General features: G+C 70.5%; 19 protein-coding genes. 6 read left to right on the plus strand and 13 right to left on the minus strand.

All coding sequences use genetic code 11. The features are described from left to right. Positions 1–220: 220 nt before the first annotated feature. The 10 genes from OG735_RS11360 to rsmH all read right to left on the minus strand — a co-directional run bounded on the left by OG735_RS11360 (position 221) and on the right by rsmH (position 12,976). Positions 221–1,027, minus strand: coding sequence for a cell division protein FtsQ/DivIB (locus OG735_RS11360; protein WP_327323021.1), 807 nt, complete (start codon positions 1,025–1,027; stop codon positions 221–223). 15 nt (positions 1,028–1,042) lie between these two features. Next, the gene (murG, locus tag OG735_RS11365) at positions 1,043–2,137 is read right to left on the minus strand and encodes an undecaprenyldiphospho-muramoylpentapeptide beta-N-acetylglucosaminyltransferase (protein ID WP_327323022.1); all 1,095 of its coding nucleotides are present in this window, start codon (positions 2,135–2,137) and stop codon (positions 1,043–1,045) included. Positions 2,138–2,143: 6 nt separating this feature from the next. Then, a complete protein-coding gene (gene ftsW, locus OG735_RS11370; RefSeq protein WP_327323023.1) occupies positions 2,144–3,658 on the minus strand; it encodes a putative lipid II flippase FtsW in 1,515 nt (504 codons plus the stop codon). An 84-nt stretch (positions 3,659–3,742) separates the two neighbouring features. Then, positions 3,743–5,170: a UDP-N-acetylmuramoyl-L-alanine--D-glutamate ligase gene (gene murD / locus OG735_RS11375; RefSeq protein WP_327323024.1), complete on the minus strand. Its 1,428-nt coding sequence runs from the start codon at positions 5,168–5,170 to the stop codon at positions 3,743–3,745. Continuing rightward, entirely contained in the window at positions 5,167–6,237 is a 1,071-nt protein-coding gene (gene mraY, locus OG735_RS11380; protein WP_326649346.1) for a phospho-N-acetylmuramoyl-pentapeptide-transferase, read from the minus strand. Before mraY ends, murD begins: the two co-directional genes overlap by 4 nt. Beyond that, entirely contained in the window at positions 6,234–7,649 is a 1,416-nt protein-coding gene (locus tag OG735_RS11385) for a UDP-N-acetylmuramoyl-tripeptide--D-alanyl-D-alanine ligase (RefSeq protein ID WP_327323025.1), read from the minus strand. Before OG735_RS11385 ends, mraY begins: the two co-directional genes overlap by 4 nt. A gap of 4 nt (positions 7,650–7,653) precedes the next feature. Then, positions 7,654–9,321: a UDP-N-acetylmuramoyl-L-alanyl-D-glutamate--2,6-diaminopimelate ligase gene (locus tag OG735_RS11390; RefSeq protein WP_327323026.1), complete on the minus strand. Its 1,668-nt coding sequence runs from the start codon at positions 9,319–9,321 to the stop codon at positions 7,654–7,656. Between the two features lie 16 nt (positions 9,322–9,337). After that, positions 9,338–11,272, minus strand: coding sequence for a peptidoglycan D,D-transpeptidase FtsI family protein (locus OG735_RS11395; RefSeq protein ID WP_327323027.1), 1,935 nt, complete (start codon positions 11,270–11,272; stop codon positions 9,338–9,340). Between the two features lie 4 nt (positions 11,273–11,276). Continuing rightward, positions 11,277–12,026: an FtsB family cell division protein gene (locus OG735_RS11400; RefSeq protein WP_442812409.1), complete on the minus strand. Its 750-nt coding sequence runs from the start codon at positions 12,024–12,026 to the stop codon at positions 11,277–11,279. Beyond that, the gene (gene rsmH / locus OG735_RS11405; protein WP_327323028.1) at positions 12,023–12,976 is read right to left on the minus strand and encodes a 16S rRNA (cytosine(1402)-N(4))-methyltransferase RsmH; all 954 of its coding nucleotides are present in this window, start codon (positions 12,974–12,976) and stop codon (positions 12,023–12,025) included. The genes OG735_RS11400 and rsmH overlap by 4 nt, the downstream gene beginning before the upstream one ends. A 330-nt stretch (positions 12,977–13,306) precedes the next feature. Here rsmH and OG735_RS11410 point away from each other — a divergent pair, with 330 nt between their 5' ends. The 4 genes from OG735_RS11410 to OG735_RS11425 all read left to right on the plus strand — a co-directional run bounded on the left by OG735_RS11410 (position 13,307) and on the right by OG735_RS11425 (position 18,872). Then, positions 13,307–13,849: a beta-class carbonic anhydrase gene (locus OG735_RS11410; RefSeq protein ID WP_327323029.1), complete on the plus strand. Its 543-nt coding sequence runs from the start codon at positions 13,307–13,309 to the stop codon at positions 13,847–13,849. 201 nt (positions 13,850–14,050) lie between these two features. Further along, positions 14,051–15,097: an AAA family ATPase gene (locus tag OG735_RS11415; RefSeq protein ID WP_327323030.1), complete on the plus strand. Its 1,047-nt coding sequence runs from the start codon at positions 14,051–14,053 to the stop codon at positions 15,095–15,097. Further along, on the plus strand, positions 15,097–16,452 hold the full coding sequence (locus tag OG735_RS11420; protein ID WP_327323031.1) for a DUF58 domain-containing protein: 1,356 nt from the start codon (positions 15,097–15,099) through the stop codon (positions 16,450–16,452). The genes OG735_RS11415 and OG735_RS11420 overlap by 1 nt, the downstream gene beginning before the upstream one ends. Further along, positions 16,449–18,872 carry a transglutaminase TgpA family protein gene (locus OG735_RS11425; RefSeq protein WP_327323032.1) on the plus strand — a complete coding sequence of 808 codons (2,424 nt, stop codon included), beginning with the start codon at positions 16,449–16,451 and terminating at the stop codon, positions 18,870–18,872. Before OG735_RS11420 ends, OG735_RS11425 begins: the two co-directional genes overlap by 4 nt. A 160-nt stretch (positions 18,873–19,032) precedes the next feature. On the opposite strand, the gene OG735_RS11430 is transcribed toward OG735_RS11425, so the two are convergent. From OG735_RS11430 to OG735_RS11440, 3 genes are all read right to left on the minus strand, one after another. Further along, entirely contained in the window at positions 19,033–19,434 is a 402-nt protein-coding gene (locus OG735_RS11430) for a DUF3040 domain-containing protein (RefSeq protein ID WP_327323033.1), read from the minus strand. A gap of 250 nt (positions 19,435–19,684) precedes the next feature. Continuing rightward, complete coding sequence (locus tag OG735_RS11435; RefSeq protein WP_327323034.1) at positions 19,685–20,443, minus strand: methyltransferase; 759 nt, start codon at positions 20,441–20,443, stop codon at positions 19,685–19,687. 146 nt (positions 20,444–20,589) lie between these two features. Then, positions 20,590–21,129, minus strand: coding sequence for an SAV_6107 family HEPN domain-containing protein (locus OG735_RS11440; protein ID WP_327323036.1), 540 nt, complete (start codon positions 21,127–21,129; stop codon positions 20,590–20,592). Between the two features lie 163 nt (positions 21,130–21,292). Here OG735_RS11440 and OG735_RS11445 point away from each other — a divergent pair, with 163 nt between their 5' ends. After that, positions 21,293–22,138, plus strand: coding sequence for a PP2C family protein-serine/threonine phosphatase (locus OG735_RS11445; protein ID WP_327323037.1), 846 nt, complete (start codon positions 21,293–21,295; stop codon positions 22,136–22,138). 36 nt (positions 22,139–22,174) lie between these two features. Continuing rightward, the gene (locus OG735_RS11450; RefSeq protein WP_327323038.1) at positions 22,175–23,134 is read left to right on the plus strand and encodes an MASE1 domain-containing protein; all 960 of its coding nucleotides are present in this window, start codon (positions 22,175–22,177) and stop codon (positions 23,132–23,134) included. The last annotated feature ends 15 nt before the right edge of the window (positions 23,135–23,149 follow it).

Genomic DNA, 23,149 nt, shown 5'->3' on the forward strand with positions numbered 1-23,149 from the left:
CGACGACGGATGCCGATGGGACGGTCCGAACGCCGACCCAAACCCTAACGCTAAAGTTTAGGGTTACCAGTGTGTCTGCTTCTTGGACTCTCCGAACAGGACACTAAGTCGACAAGTGGCGCACGTTCAACGAACACGCCGAACCTCCCGTTTTTCTTTTCACCCTATGTGATCACCCATAGCGATGACCAACCAGGGTGCTGGCCAGCGCAAATGTGCGTCAACTCCCCGCTGCGGCAGGGGCGGTGGGAGCACTCACATCGAAGTGCCGGGCCTTCGGCGCGGCTTTCATCAGTGCGGTGAGTGCGCGCGCCTTGGCCTCCCCCTCCTCGGCGCTGCCCCAGACCACCGTACGGTCCCGGTTCAACTCCAGGGAGATGTAGTCGTATGAGCGCACTGTCACAACTCTGGTGTCCGCCGCGACTTCACCGGGGAGTTCACCCCTGACCCGTACCGCCTCCGCAAGGAGCCGGTCCATGCCGAAGCGCCGCAGACTCGGGGACTGTTCCACGGTCAATTCCAGTCGCGGAACAGCCTTGGGAGCCTTGTCCACCGTGGCGAACCGGACGCCCTTCGCGTCCACTTCGATGAACTTTGCGCCCTTTTCGATAAGCAGGATTGGCTTTCGCTCGGTCACATTCAGATCGATCCCGTCGGGCCATGACCGGACGACATCAACCGAGTCGATACGGGGCAGCTTATGCCGCAGCCGGGTCTCAATGGCGTCCGTATCGACGGAAATCAGTGGCGCGCCGACCGGAACCGCCGCCGCGGCCAGCACCTCCTCCGGCGTCAGAACCTGGGTTCCGGTGGTCGTCACGCTCTCCACGCGCAGCCAGTCGGAGCCGTAGAGCACCCAGATTCCGGCCGCGGAGACCAGCACCGAGGCAGCGACGATCAGCAGGAAACGGCGGCCGGGGATGCGCAGCCGGCGGCCAGGAGAGCCCTGGCCGCGCGGGCGGGCCGACCCCGCGTACCCGCCGGGGGACTTGCCTGCCCCGCGTTCAGCGGTGGTCGGTCCGGCCACGCTCCCCTGCCCTTCTCACGCCCTGCGGTGTGCAGCGATCGCCTCGTACACCATGCCGACGAGCAGGTCGTCGGCATCCCTGCGGCCGAACTCGGCGGCCGCACGGGACATCTCGTACAGCCGGTGCGGATCGGCGAGTACCGGAAGGACGTTGCCCTGGACCCACTCGGGGGTCAGTTCGGCGTCGTCGACCAGCAGTCCGCCGCCGGCCTTCACCACCGGCTGAGCGTTCAGCCGCTGTTCGCCGTTGCCGATCGGCAGCGGTACGTATGCGGCGGGCAGCCCGACGGCGGAGAGTTCGGCGACGGTCATCGCGCCCGCGCGGCAGAGCATCATGTCGGCTGCGGCGTACGCGAGATCCATCCGGTCCACGTACGGTACCGGGATGTAGGGCGGCATACCGGGCATGTTGTCCACATGCGGCAGTTCGTTCTTCGGACCGACCGCGTGCAGGATCTGGATACCGGAGCGCTGCAGCACCGGAGCGATCTGCTGGATCACCTCGTTGAGGCGGCGGGCACCCTGCGAGCCGCCGGAGACCAGCAGCGTCGGCAGGTTGGGGTCGAGACCGAAGGCGGCACGAGCCTCGGGGCGCACCCGGGCGCGGTCGAGGGTGGCGATGGTGTGGCGCAGCGGGATGCCGATGTAGCGGGAGTTGCGCAGCTTGCTGTCCGGCGTGGCAACGGCGACCCCGGCCGCGTACCGCGAACCGATCTTGTTGGCCAGGCCCGGACGGGCGTTGGCCTCGTGCACGACGATCGGCACACCGAGCCGCTTGGCGGCCAGATAGCCGGGCAGCGCGACATAGCCGCCGAAGCCGACGACGCAGTCCGCCTTCGTACGCTCCAGGATCTGCTCGGCGGCCTTGATGGTGCCGCGCAGCCGTCCGGGGACGGTGATCAGCTCAGGGGTGGGCTTGCGCGGCAGCGGAACGGCGGGGATGAGCGCCAGCTCGTAACCCCGCTCGGGTACGAGCCTGGTCTCGAGCCCCTTCTCCGTGCCCAGGGCCGTGATTCCCACGGTCGGGTCCTGCCTGCGCAGGGCGTCCGCGAGGGCGAGCGCGGGCTCGATGTGGCCGGCGGTCCCCCCACCGGCGAGTACGACATGCACCGAAATTCACCGCTCTCCGGACGGACGCTTCTTGACGCGCCGTCTCATCGTCTTCCATCTCACCCCGGGCCGCCGCATGGCCAGGGCCGCCTTCGCGGCGGGATCCTCTCGCGCGAAGGCGATCAGCAGCCCTACTGCGAACATGGTCGGCAGCAGGGCCGACCCTCCGTAGGAGAACAGCGGGAGCGGGACACCGGCGATCGGCAGCAGACCGAGCACCGCACCGATATTGACCACGGCCTGGGCCGTGATCCAGGTGGTCACACCTCCCGCTGCGTACCTCACGAAGGGGTCCTCCGTGCGTCCGGCCACGCGGATACCCGCATAGCCTAGAGCCGCGAAGAGGGCGAGCACCGACAGCGTCCCCGCCAGGCCCAGTTCCTCCCCGGCGATGGCGAAGATGAAATCGGTGTGCGGTTCGGGGAGTTGACCCCATTTTTCCACACTTGCACCGAGGCCGGAACCGAACCATCCGCCGGAGGCTAGAGCATAGATGCCGTGCACGGCCTGCCAGCACTCGCCTTGGGGGCCGAGGTCGATGGCGCCGATGCAGGAGAGCCGTGACATGCGGTTCTCATTGGTCTTGATCAGCACGAAGCCGACGAAGCCGGCGATGCCGAGCACACCCGCGAAGAGCCGGGTCGGGGCTCCGGCCAGCCACAGCAGACCGAAGAGGATCGCCGTGAGGATGATCGCCGTACCCATGTCGCCGCCGAGCATGATCAGGCCGAGCAGCAGGAAGGCGACCGGGACGAGCGGCACCAGCATGTGCTTCCACTGGGTAAGCAGCCGCTTGTCCTGCTTGCGGGCGAGCAGATCGGCGCCCCAGAGAATCAGCGCCAGCTTGCCGAACTCACTGGGCTGGAGCTGGAACGGGCCGCCCAGATAGATCCAGTTCTGGTTGCCGTTGACCGCATGCCCTATCCCGGGGATCTGGACGAGCGCCATCAGAAAGACGGTGCCCATCAGGAGCGGGTAGGACAGTGCCCGGTGGAGCTTGACCGGCATCCGTGAGGCGATCAGCAGCAGACAGGTGCCGAGTACGGCGGCGATGAACTGCTTGCGGAAGAAGTACGAGGCCGGGAGCGAGAGCTCGAGCGCCTTGATCATCGAGGCGGAGTAGACCATGACCAGGCCGAGCACGGTGATCAGGAGACTGCTGCCCAGGACCAGGTAGTACGCCGTCAGCGGCCGGTCCCAGGCCCGCTGCGCCTGCTCGTACAGCCGCCGTGGCCGCCTGCTCCGCGGCGGGCGCGACGCGCCGGGCCTGCGGCCTCCGCCACGGCCGACGGGCGGACGGCGGACGGCGCCCCCGGCGGCTCGGCTGCGCAGCGCGAGTCCGGCGTGGGCCGGCGCCGGGCCCGCGAGGGCAGGGACGGTCGTGGGCAGAAAGGCAGGCCCGAGCCCGATCGGGGCTCCGCCCCGGACCCCGAACCTGAAACGCCGGCGGGGCTGAATTTCAGCCGTGCGCTGCTTCGGGCGGGCCTCGCTCCGCGCGGCGGCGGTGTCATCGGCCGGCATGGTCGCTGTCCCCTCCAGTCGTGCCTGGCGCGGCTGCCGCGGTCCGGGGCGGCCCCGGCGCACGGCACGGCGCAGGGGTCGGGCTCAGGCGCGCTCGGCGGCGAGTGCGCGGACCGCGTCCGCGAACGCCTCGCCTCGCTTGTTGTAGTTGGCGAACATGTCCATCGAGGCGCAGGCCGGGGCCAGCAGAACCGTGTCCCCCGGCCGGGCGAGTCGTGCTGCTTCCCGGACCACCGCCGACATCGCCCCAGTGTCTGTCCGGTCGAGGTCGACGACTGGGACCTCGGGGGCGTGTCGCGCGAGGGCTTCACGGATGAGGGCTCGGTCCGCGCCGATCAGAACGACAGCGCGCAGTCGCTTTGCCGACTTCTCGACGAGTTCGTCGAAGCTCGCGCCCTTGGCCAGACCGCCCGCGATCCACACGATCGGGTCATAGGCAGCCAGGGATGCCTCCGCGGCATGCGTGTTGGTGGCCTTGGAGTCATCGATGTACGAGACGCCGGCGACGTCGGCGACATGCTCGATGCGGTGGGGGTCGGGGCGGAAGTTGCGCAGTCCGTCGCGTACGGCGGCGGGCGCGACGCCGAAGGCGCGGGCCAGCGCGGCAGCCGCGAGGGCGTTGGCGATGTTGTGCGGGGCCGGCGGATTGACGTCCGCGACCTCGGCGAGCTCCTGGGCCTGCTTCTGCCGGTTGTCGACGAAGGCGCGGTCGACCAGGAGGCCCTCGACGACTCCGAGTTGGGAGGGCCCCGGCGTACCGAGGGTGAAGCCGATGGCCCGGCAGCCCTCCTCCACGTCGGCCTCGCGCACCAGGTCCTCGGTGGCCTTGTCGGCGGCGTTGTAGACGCAGGCGACCGTGTTGCCTGCGTAGATACGGCCCTTGTCGGCGGCGTACGCCTCCATGGAGCCGTGCCAGTCGAGGTGGTCCGGCGCCAGGTTGAGCACGGCGGCGGAGTGGGCGCGCAACGAGGGCGCCCAGTGCAGCTGGTAGCTGGAGAGCTCGACGGCGAGTACGTCGTACGTCTCGTCGCCGAGGACCGCGTCCAGCAGCGATACGCCGATGTTGCCGACGGCCGCCGTGCGCAGGCCCGCGGCCTGAAGGATCGAGGCCAGCATCCGTACCGTCGTGGTCTTGCCGTTGGTGCCGGTGACCGTGAGCCACGGCGCTGCTTTTCTGCCGTCCCGCCCGCGCAGCCGCCAGGCCAGTTCGACGTCGCCCCAGACCTCGATGCCCGCCTCGGCGGCGGCCAGGAAGAGCGGCTTGTCCGGCTTCCAGCCGGGCGCGGTGACGATGAGCTCGGTGCCGGCGGGCAGCGTCGCGCCGTCGCCGAGGCGCACGGTGATTCCCTCCGCCTCCAGCTCGGCGGCCTGCGTACGGGAGCGCTCGTCGTCGCCGTCGTTGACGACCGTGACGACGGCGCCGAGGCCGTGCAGCACGCGGGCGGCAGGGATCCCGGAGACGCCGAGTCCCGCGACCGTGACCCGCTTGCCCTGCCAGTCCTGCGCACTCACTTGTCGGCCGCCCAGCCCGCGTAGAAGAGCCCCAGACCCACGATCACGCACATGCCCTGGATAATCCAGAAGCGGACCACGACAAGGACCTCGGACCACCCCTTGAGTTCGAAGTGGTGCTGGAGCGGAGCCATCCGGAAGACGCGCTTGCCGGTCATCTTGAAGGAACCGACCTGGATGACCACGGACATGGTGATCAGGACGAACAGTCCGCCGAGAAGGGCCAGCAGGAGCTCCGTACGGGAGCAGATCGCCAGACCCGCGAGCGCGCCGCCGAGTGCGAGCGACCCCGTGTCACCCATGAAGATCTTGGCGGGCGAGGTGTTCCACCACAGGAAGCCGAAGCAGGAGCCCATCAGGGCGGAGGCGACGACCGCGAGATCGAGCGGATCCCGTACTTCGAAGCAGGCGTTGGGGTTGGTCAGCGTCACCGCGTTGGCGCAGGACTCCTGGAACTGCCAGAGCCCGATGAAGGTGTACGCGCCGAAGACCATCACCGACGCGCCGGTGGCCAGGCCGTCCAGACCGTCCGTCAGGTTCACGCCGTTGGACATCGCGAGAATCATGAACAGCGCCCAGACGACGAAGATCACCGGGCCGATCGACCAGCCGAAGTCCGTGATGAAGGACAGCTTGGTGGATGCGGGGGTCTGGTGGCGACTGTCGGCGAACTGCAGTGACAGCACGGCGAAGGCGATGCCGACGATCAGCTGTCCGGCCATCTTCGCCTTGGCCCGCAGACCGAGCGAGCGCTGCTTGACGATCTTGATGTAGTCGTCCAGGAAGCCGACCAGGCCCATGCCCGCCATCAGGAAGAGCACCAGCACACCCGAGAACGTCGGGTCCTCGCCGGTGATCACCTTGGCGAGGGCGTACGCGATGAGCGTGGCCATGATGAAGGAGATGCCGCCCATGGTGGGCGTGCCCTTCTTGCTGCCGTGGCTGCGCGGGCCGTCGTCCCGGATGAACTGCCCGTATCCCTTGCGGGCCAGGAGTTTGATCAGCAGCGGAGTACCGACCAGGGTCAGGAAGAGCCCGATGGCCCCCGCGAAGAGGATCTGCCTCATCGGCCGGTGACCTCACCCTCGGTGGTGTTCTCGAGCAGTGCCTGGGCCACCCGCTCGAGCCCGACCGACCTGGAAGCCTTCACCAGCACGACGTCTCCCGGACGCAGCTCTCTGCGCAACAGGTCGACCGCCGCCTGCGCGTCGGACACGTGCACCGACTCCTCACCCCACGAACCCTCGTTATATGCGCCCAGTTGCAGCCAGGACGCTTCCCTGCCCCCGACTGCGACGAGCTTGCTGACGTTGAGCCGGACGACCAGCCGTCCGACAGCGTCGTGCTCGGCGAGCGCTTCGTCGCCGAGCTCGGCCATTTGGCCGAGCACCGCCCAGGTCCGCCGCCCCTGGCCCATGGCCGCGAGCGCACGCAGCGCCGCTCTCATGGACTCGGGGTTCGCGTTGTAGGCGTCATTGACGATCGTCACGCCGTCCGGACGCTCGGTGACCTCCATCCGCCAGCGGGAGAGGGTGCCCGCCTCGGAGAGCGCGCGGGCGATCTCATCGACGGACATGCCCAGCTCATGGGCGACGGCGGCCGCGGCGAGCGCGTTCGACACGTGGTGCTCACCGTACAGCCGCATGGTCACGTCGCTGCACCCGGAGGGTGTGTGGAGCCTGAAAGCGGGCTGTCCGTTGTCTGTGAGCCGGACATTCTCGGCACGTACGTCGGCGTCCTCGGCCTCTCCGAACAGGACCACACGGGCCTTGGTACGGGAGGCCATGGCGCGTACGAGACGGTCGTCGGCGTTGAGTACGGCGATGCCCCCCGCTGCCGCCGGGGGAAGGCATTCGATGATCTCCCCCTTGGCCTCGGCGATCTGCTCGCGGCCGCCGAACTCGCCGATGTGGGCGGTGCCGACGTTCAGTACGAGACCGACCTTCGGCGGGACCAGACTGGTGAGGTAGCGGATGTCGCCGATATAGCGGGCGCCCATTTCGAGGACGAGGTGCTCGGTGTCCTCGCCGGCTCGCAGCGCGGTCAGCGGCAGGCCGATCTCGTTGTTGAGATTGCCTGCCGGGTAGACGGTCGGGCCTTTGCGCTCGAGGAGTTGGGCGATCAGGTCCTTGGTGCTGGTCTTGCCGGCCGAGCCGGTGAGCGCGACCGTGGTGGTGCCGAGGCGTTCGACGACGGTGCGCGCGAGGGCGCCGAGCGCGGCGGTGACGTCCGGCACGACGATCGCGGGTACCCCGACGGGGCGGGTGGCCAGCACGGCCACCGCGCCCGCCGTCACGGCGCTCCGGGCGTAGTCGTGGCCGTCGACGTGCTCGCCGGCGAAGGCGGCGAAGAGACTGCCGGGCTGGACCGCGCGGGAGTCGATCACGACGGGACCGCTGATCCGTGTGGCCGGATCCGGTATGTCGTGCGACTGCCCGCCGACGATTTCGGCGATCTCGGCGAGAGAGAGGGCGATCACTTGGTCACCCCTGACTGTTCTGGATAGCTGCGCGAAGTACCTGACGGTCGTCGAAGGGGCGGACCACTCCGGCGATGTCCTGGCCCTGCTCATGGCCCTTGCCGGCGATCAGCACGGTGTCACCGGGCTGCGCGCGGGCCACGGCCGCGGCGATGGCCGCGGCGCGGTCGGCCTCGACCAGGACGTCGCCGCGCTCGTGGATCGGCACCTCGGCGGCGCCCGCGAGCATGGCGGCGAGGATCGCGAGCGGGTCCTCGGACCGGGGGTTGTCGGAGGTCAGTACGGCGGTGTCGGCGAGGCGTGCGGCGGCGGCGCCCATCGGGCCGCGCTTGGTCTGGTCGCGGTCGCCGCCGCAGCCGAGCACGATGTGCACCTTGCCCTCGGTGACCTTGCGCAGGGACCGAAGGACCGATTCGACGGCGTCCGTCTTGTGGGCGTAGTCGACGACGGCGAGGTACGGCTGGCCCACGTCGACGCGCTCGAGGCGGCCCGGTACGCCGGGGACGGCGGCGATGCCGTCGGCGGCGGTCTGGGGGTCGAGGCCGGCGACGGCGAGGGTGACGACCGCCGCCAGGGTGTTGGCGACGTTGAACGGTCCGGGCAGCGGGGCCTCGGCGCGTACGCGCTCGCCCTTGGGGCCGACCGCGGTGAAAGTCGATCCGACGGCGCTGATTTCAACGCTCTCGGCCCGCCAGTCGGCGTCCGGGTGGCCCTCGGCGGAGAAGGTGGTGACCGGGACGGACGCCTCCTTGAGCAGCCTGCGGCCGTACTCGTCATCGAAGTTGACGACTGAGAGCCTGCTCCGCTTCGGCGTGAAGAGCTGCGCCTTCGCCTGGAAGTAGTCCTCCATGTCGGAGTGGAATTCCATGTGCTCCGGGCTGAGGTTGTTGAAGACGGCGACGTCGAAGACGCAGCCGTCGACCCGGCCGAGCACGAGGGCGTGGCTGGAGACCTCCATGGCGACCGAATCGACGCCGCGCTCGCGCATGACGGCGAACAGAGCCTGGAGGTCGGTGGCTTCGGGGGTGGTGCGCTCGGACTTGATGCGCTCCTCGCCGATCCGCATCTCGACCGTGCCGATCAGGCCGGTGGAGCGGCCCGCCGCCTTCAGCCCGCCCTCGACGAGGTACGCCGTGGTGGTCTTGCCGGAGGTGCCGGTGATGCCGATCTGGAGCAGGTCCTCGCCGGGACGGCCGTAGATCTCGGCGGCGAGTTCGCCCATGCGGCCGCGCGGGTTATCGGTGACCAGGACCGGCAGGCCGGTCTCGGCGGCGCGCTCGGCGCCGGTCGGGTCGGTGAGGATCGCGGCCGCCCCGAGGTCAGCGGCCTGCGCCACGAAGTCGGCGCCGTGGAGGCGGGCGCCGGGCAGGGCGGCGTACACGTCACCGGGGCGTACCGCCCGGGAGTCGTGGGTGATGCCGGTGACCTCACCGGCGCCAGGGCTCTTCACACCCAGCCGGGCGGCCAGCTCCCCCAGGGGTGTCGGGCGGGGCCGGTCCGGTCGGGGCGCTCCCGGGTGTTTCGCGGGGGCGTCCGGCTCGGTGGTTCGGTACTGATCAGCGTGTGACACGGCGGTGAGCGTACCGGGCGCACCCGGCCCGGGGCGAAGTGAGGTGGCTGCTGCGGCGCGGTTCTCCGGCTGGTTCCCGGAATCGGAGGTGATGGTTGTCACTGGTTGTTCCTCCGGGTCACTCGCCGGGTTGGAAGGTGACGGGCAGCCGGGCGGGATCGCTGCCGGTCGGTGCGACCTGGAGGGTCTTGAGGGCGAACTCCATGACCTTCCGGTAGATCGGCCCGCAGATCTGGCCGCCGAAGTAGCTGCCCTTGGTGGGGTTCTGGATGGCGCAGTAGACGGTGATCCGCGGTTTGTCGGCGGGCGCGAAGCCGGCGAAGGAGGCGGTGTAGCCCTTGTAGCGGCCCAGTTCCGGGTCGACACGGTTGGCCGTTCCGGTCTTGCCCGCGACGCGGTAGCCGGGAATACGGCCCTTGGTGCCGGTGCCTTCCTCGTCACCGACGACCGACTCCAGCATGGTGGCCAGCGTCCTGGCGGTCTGCTCGCTGACCACCCGGGTCTTCTTGGGGGCGGGGGCCGGGGTGAAGCGCCCGTCGGGCCCCTTGGTGCCGCGGATCAGGGTGGGCTCGACGCGTACGCCGCCGTTGGCGATCGTCGAGTAGACGGAGGCCGCCTGCATGGCGTTGAGCGAGAGGCCCTGGCCGAAAGGGATCGTGTACTGCTGCGAGGTGGACCACTTCTGCGGCTTGGCGAGGATGCCGGGCGTCTCGCCCGGGTAGCCGATCCCGCTCGGGCTGCCCAGGCCGAATTTCCGCAGATAGGTGTAGAGCACCTGATTCGCCGCGGGCTGGGTCTTGCCGAGCTGGCCGGTCGCCAGGATCGTTCCGATGTTGCTGGACTTGGCCAGTACGCCGTTGAGCGTGAGGTTCCAGGTGGGGTGGTCGATGTCGTCCTTGAAGAGCCGGTCGCCGCGGTGCAGCCGGTTGGGGACGACGACATGGGTGCCGGGCGTGGCGGCCTTCTCCTCGAGGACGGCGGCCATCGACATCACCTTGGCGGTGGAGCCGGGTTCGTACGCGTCCTGGAGCGCGGCGTTGCCCATGGCCGCCGAATTGGCCTGGGTGAGGTCGTTGGGGTCGAAGCCCGGCGCGTTGGCCATGGCGAGGACCTCGCCGGTCTGGGTGTTCTGCACTATCACGTAGCCGCGGTCGGCCTTGGACTTCTTCACCTGGTCGGCGATGGCCTGCTGGGCGGCCCACTGGATGTCGCGGTCGATGGTCAGCTCGATGTCGGAGCCGGGGACCGCGGGGACCTCGCGGGAGCCCGCGGTGGGCACCCGCCGGCCGCCGGACTGGGCGTAGGTGATCTGTCCGTCCTGGCCGGCGAGGACCTTCTCGAGCATCGACTCGACACCGCCGCCTCCCTTGCCGTCACCGGTGACGTAGCCCAGTATCCCGGCGGCGAGATCGCCGTTCGGGTAGACGCGTTTGCTGCTCGGCTCCTGGAAGACGCCGCTCAGCACATTGGCACCGGGGCCTCCCTTGGACTTGTCGGCCCTTGCCTTCTCGGCGAAGACGCCCTTGAGGTCCTTGATCTGGTTCCAGACCTGGGGGGTCTGTCGGCGGGCCAGCACGGTGTACCGGGATTTGGGTGTCCTCAGCTTCTTCGCCAGCTCGGCGACGTCCTTGCCGAGGATCGGGGCGAGCAGTGCGGCCGCCTGTTCCGGAGCGTTGGGAGCCTTGCTCTCCTCGGGCGTGAACAGCTTCGGGTCGGCGGTGATGTCGTACGCGTCGACGCTGGTGGCCAGGGCGATGCCGGCTCTGTCGGTGATCTCGCCGCGCTCCGCGGTGAGCTCATGGCTGAGGTAGCGATTCTTCTCCGCCTTGGCGGCGTACGCGCCGGCGTCGACGGCCTGCACCTGGAGCAGCCGGACGACGAAGGCCAGCATGACGAGCGTCAGGCCGAGGCTGACCAGCCGCAGCCGGGGGCGGGGGCTGCCGAGCCGGATCGGGCGGGGCGCCGGGCGCGGCCGCCGACGGGCCGCAGGACGTACGGACGGCCGCCGGGCGGGGCCCGGGACTCGGCGGCGCGGTGGTTCCTTGAGGGGCACTGCGTCACCTGCCGGGGGTCGTCGGGGGCGGCTTCGCGGGTTCCTGCGACGGCTTGGCCGCGTTGGCGGGCGCGGGCTTGGCGGCCGGTTCGGGGGGCGCAGCGGGCGCTGGCGCGGCGGGCGCGGGGGGCGCGGGTTTGGCGGGCGATTCGGGGGGCGCGGCGGGCGCGGGGGGCGCGGGCTTGGCGGGCGCGGGCTTGGCGGCCGGTTCGGGGGGCACAGCGGGCGCGGACTGCCGCGCCTGCCTGGTCGGCGGGGCCGACGCGGAGGGGTGCGTGGCGGGAGCCTGGGCCGAGCGGGAGGCGGAGACGGACGGCGCTGGAGGGGCCGGGGGCGGCGGCGCCGGTTCCTGGATCTCCATCGGAGTCGGGTCCGGTCGGGGCTGCCCCGAGGCCTCTCGGGGCACCCCGCGGACCGTGCCGTCGGAGTTCAGGAAGGCGGGACTGCCGCCGGGCACCATGCCGAGCTCGCGGGCCCGCCGCTCGAGCGCGTCCGGGGCGGAGTGGTTGTCCACGTCCCGCTGCAGCGCCTGCTCCTCGTCGGTGAGCTCGGTGGTCTGCCTCTTGAGCTCGCTCAGCTTGAACGAGCCCTCGTTGAGGGCGGAGTTCAGCAGGAGCAGCGTGATCAGCCCGCCGCTGAGGAGGAGCACGACCAGCAGGACGAAGGGAGTACGGGCGGCGGTGCTCGGCCCCGACGGCATCAGCCGCGCGAGCCGCGCGGCCCGCCCCTTCAGCTGCTTGGCCGCTGAGCTCACACGTCCTCCCGGATGCGCTGCGCTCCCCTGAACCGCGCGGGCGCCGCGCGGCGGTTCTCGGCGACCTCTGCCTCCGTCGGGAGTTCCGCGCCGCGGGTCAGCAGCTTGAGCCGCGGCTGGTACTGCTCGGGTACGACGGGCAGTCCGGGCGGTGCGGTGTTGGCCGCACCCGCCGCGAAGACCTGCTTGACCAGCCGGTCCTCGAGCGAGTGGTACGAGAGCACGGCGATCCGGCCGCCGACCGCGAGCGCTTGCACCGCGGCCGGGATGGCGCGCTCCAGAACGGTCAGTTCGCCGTTGACCTCGATACGCAGAGCCTGGAAGGTGCGCTTGGCGGGGTTGCCTCCGGTGCGCTTGGCGGCCTGCGGCAGCGCGTCGCGGATCAGCTCGACGAGCCGTGCGCTGTTCGAGAAGGGCTCCTTCTCCCGTTCCCGTACGACCGCCGAGACGATCCGCTTGGCCTGCTTCTCCTCGCCGTACGAGCGCAGGATCCGCACCAGCTCGCCCGGCGGGTAGGTGTTGAGGACCTCGGCGGCGCTCATCCCGGTCGTCTGGTCCATGCGCATGTCGAGAGGGGCGTCCTGGGCATAGGCGAATCCGCGGTCCGCCTCGTCGAGCTGCATGGAGGAGACGCCGAGATCGAAGAGGATGCCCTGGACCTTCGGGATCTTCAGGCGCTCAAGGACCTCGGGCAGCTCGTCGTAGACGGCGTGCACCAGGGTGGCCCGGTCACCGAACGGCGCGAGCCGCTCACCCGACAGCCGCAGCGCCTCCTTGTCGCGGTCGAGCGCGACAAGGTGCACCCCGGGGAACTGCGTGAGCAGGGCCTCGCTGTGTCCGCCGAGGCCGAGGGTGCAGTCGACGACGACCGCGCCCGGCCGGTCCAGCGCCGGGGCCAACAGGTCCAAGCACCGCTGGAGCATTACCGGGACGTGTCGGGTCTGGCTCATGCGCCCTCTCAGGTCCTGCGCGGGCGTGCGTACTGCCGGGTCCCCGCCCGCTCAGAAGGGTCGTACATACGCCGCACACGCGGGGAAAACGTCAAACTTGCAGGATGTGTCCGTGAACTTCGCGTCACTTTAGTCCACACATCTTTCCGGTCAATCAACCGGCGGGCGCGTGGCGCGGGCGGGTGAGGACGGGTTCACGGACGCGGACACTTCACCCGTACGGACGCGGTCGCATCACACCTGTGGCTTACCTCACAACAAGCCTCATTGTTGTTCTTTGTCCCCTCTCACAGCAGGCTTCGACTGCCTGTGCGCATTACCGTCGTCCTCATGTCGACTTCCGCGCACCACTCCGCCGACGCAGCGCGTTCCAGCGGCACGGTCACCGATCGTCTTGTCCAGGCGAACCTGCGCTACGCCGCCGGCTTCCAGGACCCCGGGATGGATGCCCGTCCCGTGCTACGAGTGGCCGTGGTCGCCTGCATGGACGCCCGGCTCGACCTGCACGACGCGCTCGGTCTGGAGCTGGGCGACTGCCACACGATCCGCAATGCGGGCGGCGTGGTCACGGACGATGTGATCCGGTCGCTGACCATCAGCCAGCGGGCGCTCGGCACGCGCAGCGTCATACTCATCCACCACACCAACTGTGGTCTGGAGAAGATCACCGAAGACTTCCGGCACGAGCTGGAGGACGAGGTCGGGCAGCGGCCGGCCTGGGCGGTCGAGGCGTTCCGGGACGTCGATCAGGACGTACGGCAGTCGATGCAGCGGGTGCGCACCTCGCCGTTCCTGCTGCACACCGACGACGTGCGCGGCTTCGTCTTCGATGTGACGGAGGGTCTGTTGCGGGAGATCGACCCCGCAGTGTGACCAGTAGGACACCGGAGAAACCACAGCAAACTCGGCATATCCCACCCACTTATCCACAGGCGAGTGACACGACGCGGTAACGGCAACAAGAATGCGTGTGTGGCACCCTTCCGGAACCATCCGGAGAAGGTGTCCGTGTTTTGGGGTGGGCCGGGCCGTCCGAAGAGCAACCGGCCCGTAGAACGGGCCGAGGAGGGCCGGGTGACGACCTATGACGATCGAGCGAGCCTCACAGATCTGACCACCACAGCGGAGCGTGTCCGCAGGTCGGTGGAGGGTGTGATCGAGGGCAAGCCTGAGGTCGTACGGCTTTCGCTGACCGTGCTGCTCGCCGAGGGGCATCTGCTCATCGAAGATGTGCCGGGCGTGGGCAAGACAATGCTGGCCAAGGCGCTGGCGAGATCCATCGACTGTTCGGTGCGGCGTATCCAGTTCACACCGGATCTGCTGCCGTCGGACATCACCGGTGTGTCGATCTTCGACCAGCAACGGCGGGACTTCGAGTTCAAGCCCGGCGCGATCTTCGCCCAGATCGTGATCGGCGACGAGATCAACCGCGCTTCGCCGAAGACCCAGTCGGCGCTGCTGGAGTCGATGGAGGAGCGCCAGGTCACCATCGACGGGCACACGTACGAACTGCCCAGCCCCTTCATGGTGGTGGCCACCCAGAACCCGGTGGAGATGGAGGGCACCTACCCGCTGCCGGAGGCGCAGCGCGACCGCTTCATGGCGCGGGTGTCGATCGGCTATCCCAGCGCGGACGCCGAACTGCAGATGCTCGATGTGCACGGCGGCATCTCGCCGCTGGACGATCTGCAGCCGGTGGCGCACGCCCACGACATCGTGAAGCTCATCGACGCGGTGCGTACGGTCCACGTCGCCGATTCCGTGCGGCGGTACGCCGTGGAGCTGGTGGCGGCCACCCGTAACCACCCGGACCTCAGACTCGGAGCGTCGCCGCGCGCCACGCTGCATCTGCTGCGCGCCGCGAAGGCCACGGCCGCGCTCAGCGGCCGTGACTACGCCCTGCCTGACGATGTCCAGTCGCTGGCGGTGCAGGTGCTGGCGCACCGGCTGCTGCCCACCGCGCAGGCGCAGTTGAACCGCCGTACGGCCGAGCAGGTCGTGCTGGAGATCATGCAGCGCATCCCCGTGCCCACGGCCGGGGGCTCGGAGAGCGGCTATGTGCCGGGCCGGCCGGTTCAGTCGCCGCTCTACGGCCAGCAGCCCGGCGCCCGGCGGTTGTGATGTCGGCCGGGGCGCCCACCGCCGCGGAAGGCAACGACACGAGCGGGGTGCGGGCGGCCCTGGGCGGGCTGACCACGCGCGGTCGTTCCTTCCTCGCGGCGGGAGTGGCGGCAGCGGTGTGCGCGTACGTCCTGGGGCAGGGCGACCTGTTGCGGGTCGGACTGCTGCTCGCCGTGCTGCCGCTGGTCTGTGTGGCCGTGCTGTACCGCACGCGCTACCGGGTCGCGGGCAGCCGGCGTCTTTCGCCCTTGCGGGTGCCCGCCGGTTCCGAGGCGCGGGTGCATCTGCGGATGGACAACGTCTCGCGGTTGCCCACCGGGCTGCTGATGCTCCAGGACCATGTGCCCTACGTGCTGGGGCCACGGCCCCGGTTCGTCCTGGACCGGGTGGAGGCGGGCGGCCGGCGCGAGGTGTCGTACCGGGTGCGCTCGGATCTGCGCGGGCGCTATCCGCTCGGGCCGCTGCAGCTGCGACTGAGCGACCCGTTCGGGATGTGCGAGCTGACCCGCTCGTTCAGCGCGTACGACACCCTCACCGTCATTCCGCACACCGAGACGCTGCCTCCGGTGAAGCTGGCGGGCGAGGCCTCGGGGTACGGCGACGGGCGGCAGCGCTCGCTGGCGCTCGCGGGCGACGACGACATCATCCCGCGCAACTACCGCTACGGCGACGATCTTCGCCGGGTGCACTGGCGCTCCACCGCGCGCTACGGCGAGCTGATGGTGCGTCGCGAGGAGCAGCCGCAGCGCGCCAGATGCACGGTGCTGCTCGACACCCGGCGGCTCGCCTACCAGGGTGCCGGTCCCGACTCCGCCTTCGAGTGGGCGGTCTCGGGCGCGGCATCCGCGCTGGTGCACATGCTGGAACGGGGCTTCGCGGTCCGGCTGTTGACGGACACGGGGAACTCGGTGCCCGGTGAGGGCGCCGACGGCTTCGCCGGATCGACTCAGGAGTCCGCGGACTCCGCGGGTCTGATGATGGACACGCTCGCGGTCGTCGACCACTCCGACGGGGCAGGGCTCTCGCGCTCGTACGACGTCCTGCGCGGCGGGAACGAAGGACTGCTGGTCGCCTTCTTCGGCGACCTGGACGAGGAGCAGGCGGCGGTCTCGGCCAGGATGCGGCAGCGCAGCGGCGCCGCCGTCGCGTTCGTCCTGGACAGCGGGACCTGGGTGACGAGCGGCGCGGTCGCCGGGGCGGTCGACGAGCGGCTGACGCAGCTGCGGGAGGCGGGCTGGACGGCGCTCGCCGTGTCGCCCGGGATGACGCTGTCCGAACTGTGGCAGCAGGCGGGCCGGCAGCGCATCGCGTCTCCCGGTGGCAGCACGGACGGTTTCTCTGGGGGTTGGTCATGAGCGGTCGCGGACGTCTGGCACTCTGCGCCTTCGCCGCCACGCTGATGGCGGCGGGCGCGATGCTGCCGCTGGTCGAACCGGCCTCCTGGATGCTGCAGGCGGCGTTCCTGCTGGCGATCCAGAGCGGGGTGGGCGCGCTCGCCCGGCGGGTGCCGCTGGCCAGGCCGCTGACGGTGGCGGTGCAGGCGCTCGTCACGCTGCTGCTGATCACCGTGGTCTTCGCCCGGGGCCAGGCGATCCTTGGGCTGTTGCCGGGGCCCGAGGCAATCGAGCAGTTCGGCCAGTTGCTGAACGCGGGCGCCGAGGATGTCGGGCGGTACGCGATCCCGGCGCCGGCGACCGACGGCATCAGGCTGATGGTGATCGGCGGCGTGTTGGTGATCGGCCTCGCGGTGGATGCCCTCGCGGTGACGTTCCGCAGTGCGGCCCCGGCCGGGCTACCGCTGCTGGCGCTCTACTCGGTGGCCGCGGGGCTCTCCGGCGGCGGCGCGAACTGGCTCTGGTTCCTGCTCGCGGCCACCGGATATCTGGTGCTTCTGCTGGCCGAGGGCCGGGACCGGCTCTCCCAGTGGGGCCGGGTCTTCGGCGGCGCCGCTTCGGCACAGGGGCGTACCGCGGTCGGATTCGACTCGGCGGGCGGCAATCCGCTGGCACCGGTCCGTACCGGTCGGCGTATCGGCGCGCTCGCGCTGGGCGTGGCGCTGGTGGTCCCGGCAGCGCTGCCGGCGCTGGACGGCGGGCTGCTGGGCAGCGCTGACGGCGGGGACGGAGCAGGCGCGGGCGGCGGCACCATCTCCGCGGTGAACCCGCTGGTCTCGCTGCAGGACAGCCTCAACCAGCCCGAGGACCGCGAGGTCATCCGGTACCGCACCAACGCGACGAACACACAGGACCTGTATCTGCGGATCGTCGCGCTGGACCAGTTCGACGGCACGGCGTGGAAGTCCTCCGAGCGCAAGGTCAAGGACGTACCGGACGAGCTGCCCCGGCCGGACGGGCTGAGTCCGTCGGTCAGCGCCACCGAGATCAGGACGAACATATCGGCCGCCGGCTCGTACAAGCAGAGCTGGCTGCCGCTCCCGTACCCGGCGACGAAGGTGGGGATCAAGGGCCGCTGGCGGTACGAGCCCACCGGGCGGACCCTGGTCGGCGACCGTGGTCAGAACACCCGCGGTGCGCAGTACCAGGTCACCAGCCTTCTGGTGAACCCGAGGCCGGACCAGCTGGCCAAGGCGCCCGCGCCCCCGGCCGCGCTGCTGCGCGAGTACACCAAGGTGCCCGATGTGCTGCCCGCCGAGGTCGGGAAGACGGCGCGGAAGGTGACGAAGGGTGCCACGAACGACTACGAGCGGGCCGTCAAGCTGCAGGACTGGTTCGCCGTGGACGGCGGCTTCACCTACGACACCGAGGTCCAGTCGGGTACGGGTGTCTCCGCGATCACCCGCTTCCTGAGGCAGAAGAAGGGGTTCTGCGTCCACTTCTCGTTCTCGATGGCCGCGATGGCCAGGACGCTGGGCATACCGGCACGGGTCGCAGTGGGCTTCACTCCGGGCTCCCCGCGATCGGACGGCACCATGTCGGTCGGTCTGAAAGAGGCGCATGCCTGGCCCGAGCTGTACTTCGAGGGTGTGGGGTGGACGCGGTTCGAGCCGACCCCGAGCCGGGGCTCCGCGCCCGAGTACACGCGGGCGCAGTCGCCGTCCAGTAAGCCGTCCAACCCGACGCAGCCCGGCGCCAGCAGTTCGCCGACGCCCTCCGCGGCGCCCTCCGCCTCGGACAACTGCACAGCGCAGGCGAAGCGGCTCGGCGAGTGCGGAGCGGCCGCGCCGCAGGACATCCTGCCGCCCGCCGACCCCGGGATCCCGCTGGGGACAGTGCTGGGCGTGAGTCTTGCCGTACTGGCGATGGTGGTGCTGCCGCTGCTGCCGATGCTCTGGCGGATGCGGGTGCGTGCGCGACGGCTCGGCTCCGGTGGGCGCACGCCCGCGGATGACGCGGCCCGGACGCTGGCGGCCTGGCAGGAGATCACCGATACGGCTTGGGACCACGGCATCCCGCCCGACGACTCGCAGACACAGCGCAAGGCGGCTGCGCGCATCGTCCGGCTGGGACAGCTGGAGGACGAAGCGGCGGACGCGGTGCACCGGGTGGCCGGCGCGGTGGAGCAAGTGCTGTACGCCCCTGAGCCCCGGCCCGGTGCGGGGCTGGCCGATGACGCCGAGCTGATCCGGGCCGGGCTGGCCGACGCGGGGAGCCGGGGGACGCGGCTGCGGGCGCTGCTCGCGCCCCGTTCCGCCATTCGGGTGATGTGGGCGGTCTCGGCCCGCTGGGCGACGCTCACCGACCGGTGGGGCGTGCGCCGCTGGCGCCTGGACCGATGGGCGGGACTCCTGCGCCGCCCGTCCCGGCAACGAGGCTGACACCAGGCGGATACGAGTACGGGTGAGGGGCGACGCTCAAGAGCGTCGCCCCTCACCCGTTCACCCGTACAGCAAGCTTTTTTATGAACCAGGACCGCGGCTCTGCTACTTCACTTCGAATTCCTCATTCGAATTCTTCACGTCGAAGAAGCCGCGGTGCTCAGTGGCCGCCCTGTTCGTCGCGGCGACGCTGCCACCGCTGCTCGATCCGGTCCATCATCGACCTGCGCTGGCGGGGCTGGCGGCGAGCTGTTGCCGCCGTGTCCCCCAGGGTCTGTTGCTCACCCGGTTTGGGCGCCTTGCGCCAACCGGTGACCGCGAGAACCGCACAGCCGAGCATGACGAGAAACCCCACCACGCTGATCCAGATCTGCTGCGCGACCATTCCGGCCATGAGGAGCGCGATACCCACCAGGAAGCCTGCAACTGCCTGGTAAACCCGTCGCCGGGTGTACGTACGCAGCCCGCTTCCCTCAAGCGCTGTAGCGAACTTGGGATCTTCGGCGTACAGCGCTCGCTCCATCTGCTCGAGCATTCGCTGCTCGTGCTCCGAGAGCGGCACGGAGTCCTCCTAGTCGTCGGTCGCGGGGGGCGACCGGTATGCGGCCCTTTCAGGATAGGCAGGGAATCGCCCCCGTGAAACCCGCCCTCTACGCCAATTCGCCAGTCCGGGCCGCCATGCCGACTCGGGTGTCGAGGCGTAGATTCCCCAACCTCCGATCCGTCATGCCGGATGGTGTCCCCCGATCATACGGGGCTCGGGCCACGATCGGGGGGTCTGTGGCGTACTCCATGTGCGGCTGCGCCGCTGATCAGCCCCGCTTCTCGCCCAGTACGTGGAGCTGGGTCGCGACCGCGTGAAAGGCCGGCAGCTCGGCGGCCGCCGCCTCCAGTTTGAGCAGCGCGTCCAGCGCGCCGGGCTCGGTGTCCACCAGGACGCCCGGGACCAGGTCGGCGAAGACCCGTACGCCGTGCACGGCACCGACCTCGGCACCGGCCGCACTGACGAGCTCGGTGAGCTGCTCGGCGGTGAAGCGCCGGGGCACCGGGTCGCCGGCGCCCCAGCGGCCCGCGGGGTCGGTGAGCGCGGTGCGGGCCTCGGTGAAGTGCCCGGCCAGCGCCCTGGCCAGGACAGCCCCGCCGAGCCCGGCGGCAAGCAGGCTGAGCGCGCCGGAGGGCCGGAGCGCGTCCACAGCGTTCCGTACGCCCTCGGCGGGGTCGTCCACGTACTCCAGGACTCCATGGCAGAGCACAGCGTCGTAGCCACCGCGCTCGACGACCTCGAAGAGACCGTGGATGTCGCCCTGGACCCCGCGGACCCGGTCGGCCACGCCGGCCTCGGCGGCCCGGCGCTCCAGCGCGAAGAGCGCGTTGGGGCTGGGGTCGACAACGGTGACGCGGTGCCCGAGCTTGGCCGTGGGCACGGCGAAGTTGCCGCTGCCGCCGCCGGTGTCGAGGACGTCCAGGGAGTCCGTCCCCGCCGCCTTGACCCGTCGGTCGAGGGCCTCCTTGAGGACCTCCCAGACCACGGCGGTACGGAGAGAGGCGCGGGGTCGCATCGGGTCCGACACGGCAGTTGACTCCTCGGACGGGTGCCGCCCCGGGCTGCGGGGCGTGAGGGGGCGGACGAACACGGTGAAGCGGTGAACAGGTTGAAGACGCAGTCCACCCTATTGCCTCCGTCGGGCGTCCCGGCCCTCCGTCTCGGCCCACGGCGTCACCCCACGGCGCCACCCCTCTCCGGTCGCTCCGTCCTGGGCTGGGGCAGCACCGGCTGCAGCACGAGCATCCGCTCGACCAGGCGCAGGAACATGGCCGCGTCGCGCAGCAGGTCGTCGGCGTCGCGGTTGCTCGCCGCGCCCTGTATGCCGGCCTCGGCGCGCGCCCTGCGACTGGCCCCCGAGGCGAACAGCACACTCCACTCGGACAGTTCCGGCGCTATCTCGGGCAGGACTTCCCAGGCGCTGCGGATCCGCTGCCTGCGGCGCTCGCTGGTCTCCGGGCGGCCACGGGCAGCGAGCACCGCGGCGGCGGTGCGCAGGGCGGCCAGATGGGCGGTGGCGTAACGCTCGTTCGGCGTTTCGAGAGTGGCGGCCTCGTCAAGGCCCGTACGGGCCTGGGCGAGCAGGTCGAGGGCGGCGGGCGGTGCCGAGGCCCGCCGCAGGACGGGGTGCACGTCGTTCGCCGGTCCGGTCAGTGAGGGGGCAGGGCCGGTGGCGCGGCGCCGGTGTGCGGCTGCGGCGTGGGAGCTGGCCATGACGAACCTCCTGTCGTCGTGTGACGGCGCTGTGGCCGTATGTGTCCATCGTGAGGGGCACCACTGACAATTGCTCTGACCTGCCGCTTTGGCTCCTGGAGGTGGCATGCGGGCAGTGCCGTCTAGAGTGTGGTGAGGAGCATGTGGGAACCCCGGAGCGCTCATGCGCGGACATCACAGCGACCCGTCCGACAATGCACAACTCCTGATCACCCTCGGGCGTCTCGTCGACCAGGCCCTGGAGCGGATGAAGCTTCAGCAGGCCAGGGTCGAGCTGGCCATGGCCCTGCAGCGGCACATGCTCCCGGCCGAGCTGCCGGAGCTGCCCGGCCTGCACATCGCGGCCCGGTACGCGCCCGCACGGGACGGGCTTGCCGTGGGCGGCGACTGGTACGACGCCTTCCTGATGATGGACGGCTCACTCGGGCTCTCGATAGGCGATGCGCAGGGCCACGATGTGGAGGCCGTCGCGTTCATGGGCCAGGTCCGCACCAGCCTGCGGGCCCTCGCCGAGGCGACGAGCAATCCGAGAGAAGTGCTGAGCCGCACCAACGACCTGCTGATCTCCATGGGCTTCGGCCTCTTCGCGACCTGCTGTTTCCTGCGCTTCGACCCGGTCAGCCGCGATCTCACCGTGTCCCGGGCCGGGCATGTCCCGATGGTCTGGGCCACCGCCGGCGGCCGCTCCGGCATCGCCCTCGACCGCGGCGGCCCGCCCCTGGGCGTCGTGCGGGGCGAGGTCTATCCGGTGACCCACCGGCGGCTGCTGGAGGCAGGGGTCCTCGTCCTGCTCACCGACGGGGTCGTGGAGGGGCCGCACTATCCGATGGAGGCAGGTCTGGCCGAGGTCCATCGGCTGGTGCGCGCGGGATTCGACGCCGACCCCGACGTGCTGGCCTCCGCCGTCGTCAAGGTGGCCGAGCGGACCGGTCACCGTGACGATGCCGCCGTCCTCGTCGTCCGCTACGACGGCCCGCCGGGGCCCGGCCCACCACTCCGCCCCGCCTGAGTCGCCGCGGGCCCACCGGGAGCGCAGACTGCTGTGGTGCGCAAAGCGGAGATCGGCCGTTACGGGTCTGCTGCTCTGTGGATCCTCGCCGTCGCCGCCGCCTACTACGGGTCCGCCCGGCTGGGGCTTCTGCAGCAGCTGGTACGCGGTCAGGTCACGCCCCTGTGGCCGCCGACGGGGGTGGCCCTGGCCGGCCTGCTCGTCCTCGGTCTGCGGATCTGGCCGGGCATCGCGCTCGGCGCCTTCCTGGTCAATGCCTCCATCGGCCCTTCGCCCCTCGCCGTACTGGCCATCGTCGCCGGCAACACCCTGGCCCCGGTCTGCGCGTATCTGCTGCTGCGCCGGGCGGAGTTCCGCGACGAACTGGACCGGCTGCGGGACGTACTGGCACTGATCTTCCTCGGCGCGCTGGCCGGGATGGTGATCAGCTCGACCGTGGGGAGCGGTGTGCTCGTGCTGGCCGGGGCGCTGCAGGCGAGCAACTTCTGGCCGACGTGGTCGGTGTGGTGGACCGGTGACGCGATGGGGGTCCTTGTCGTCACTCCGTTTCTGCTTGTCCTCCGCAGGGCCCGGTGGCCGCGGAATGCCGGGCTCAGCCGCTGGATCGAGGCGGTGGCGCTGGCGCTGGGCACGCTCTTCGCGACGATTCTGGCGACGAGTACCACCAGTTCGGCCCTGCTCTTCCTGGTTTTTCCGTTCCTGATCTGGGCCGCCTTCCGCTTCCAGCTGGCCGGCGCCGCGCCGTGTGCGCTGGGGGTGTCGACGCTGGCGATCCTGGCCGCGGCCCGGGAGGCCGGCCCGTTCGCCGGTCAGGATCTGTTCGCCAGCATGGTCACGCTGCAGGCTTTCAACGGCACGACGGCGCTGATGGCCCTGCTGCTCGCGGCGGTCATCACCGAGCGGAACAAGACCCATGAGGAGCTCGCCCGGGTCTGCACGCGGCTCGCCGAGATGGTGGCCTTTATCGAGCCGCGCTCGGATTCGAACGACGGCTGACCGGCCGGGTTTTGC

The sequence above is a fragment of the Streptomyces sp. NBC_01210 genome (genome assembly GCF_036010325.1).
Classification (GTDB): domain Bacteria; phylum Actinomycetota; class Actinomycetes; order Streptomycetales; family Streptomycetaceae; genus Streptomyces.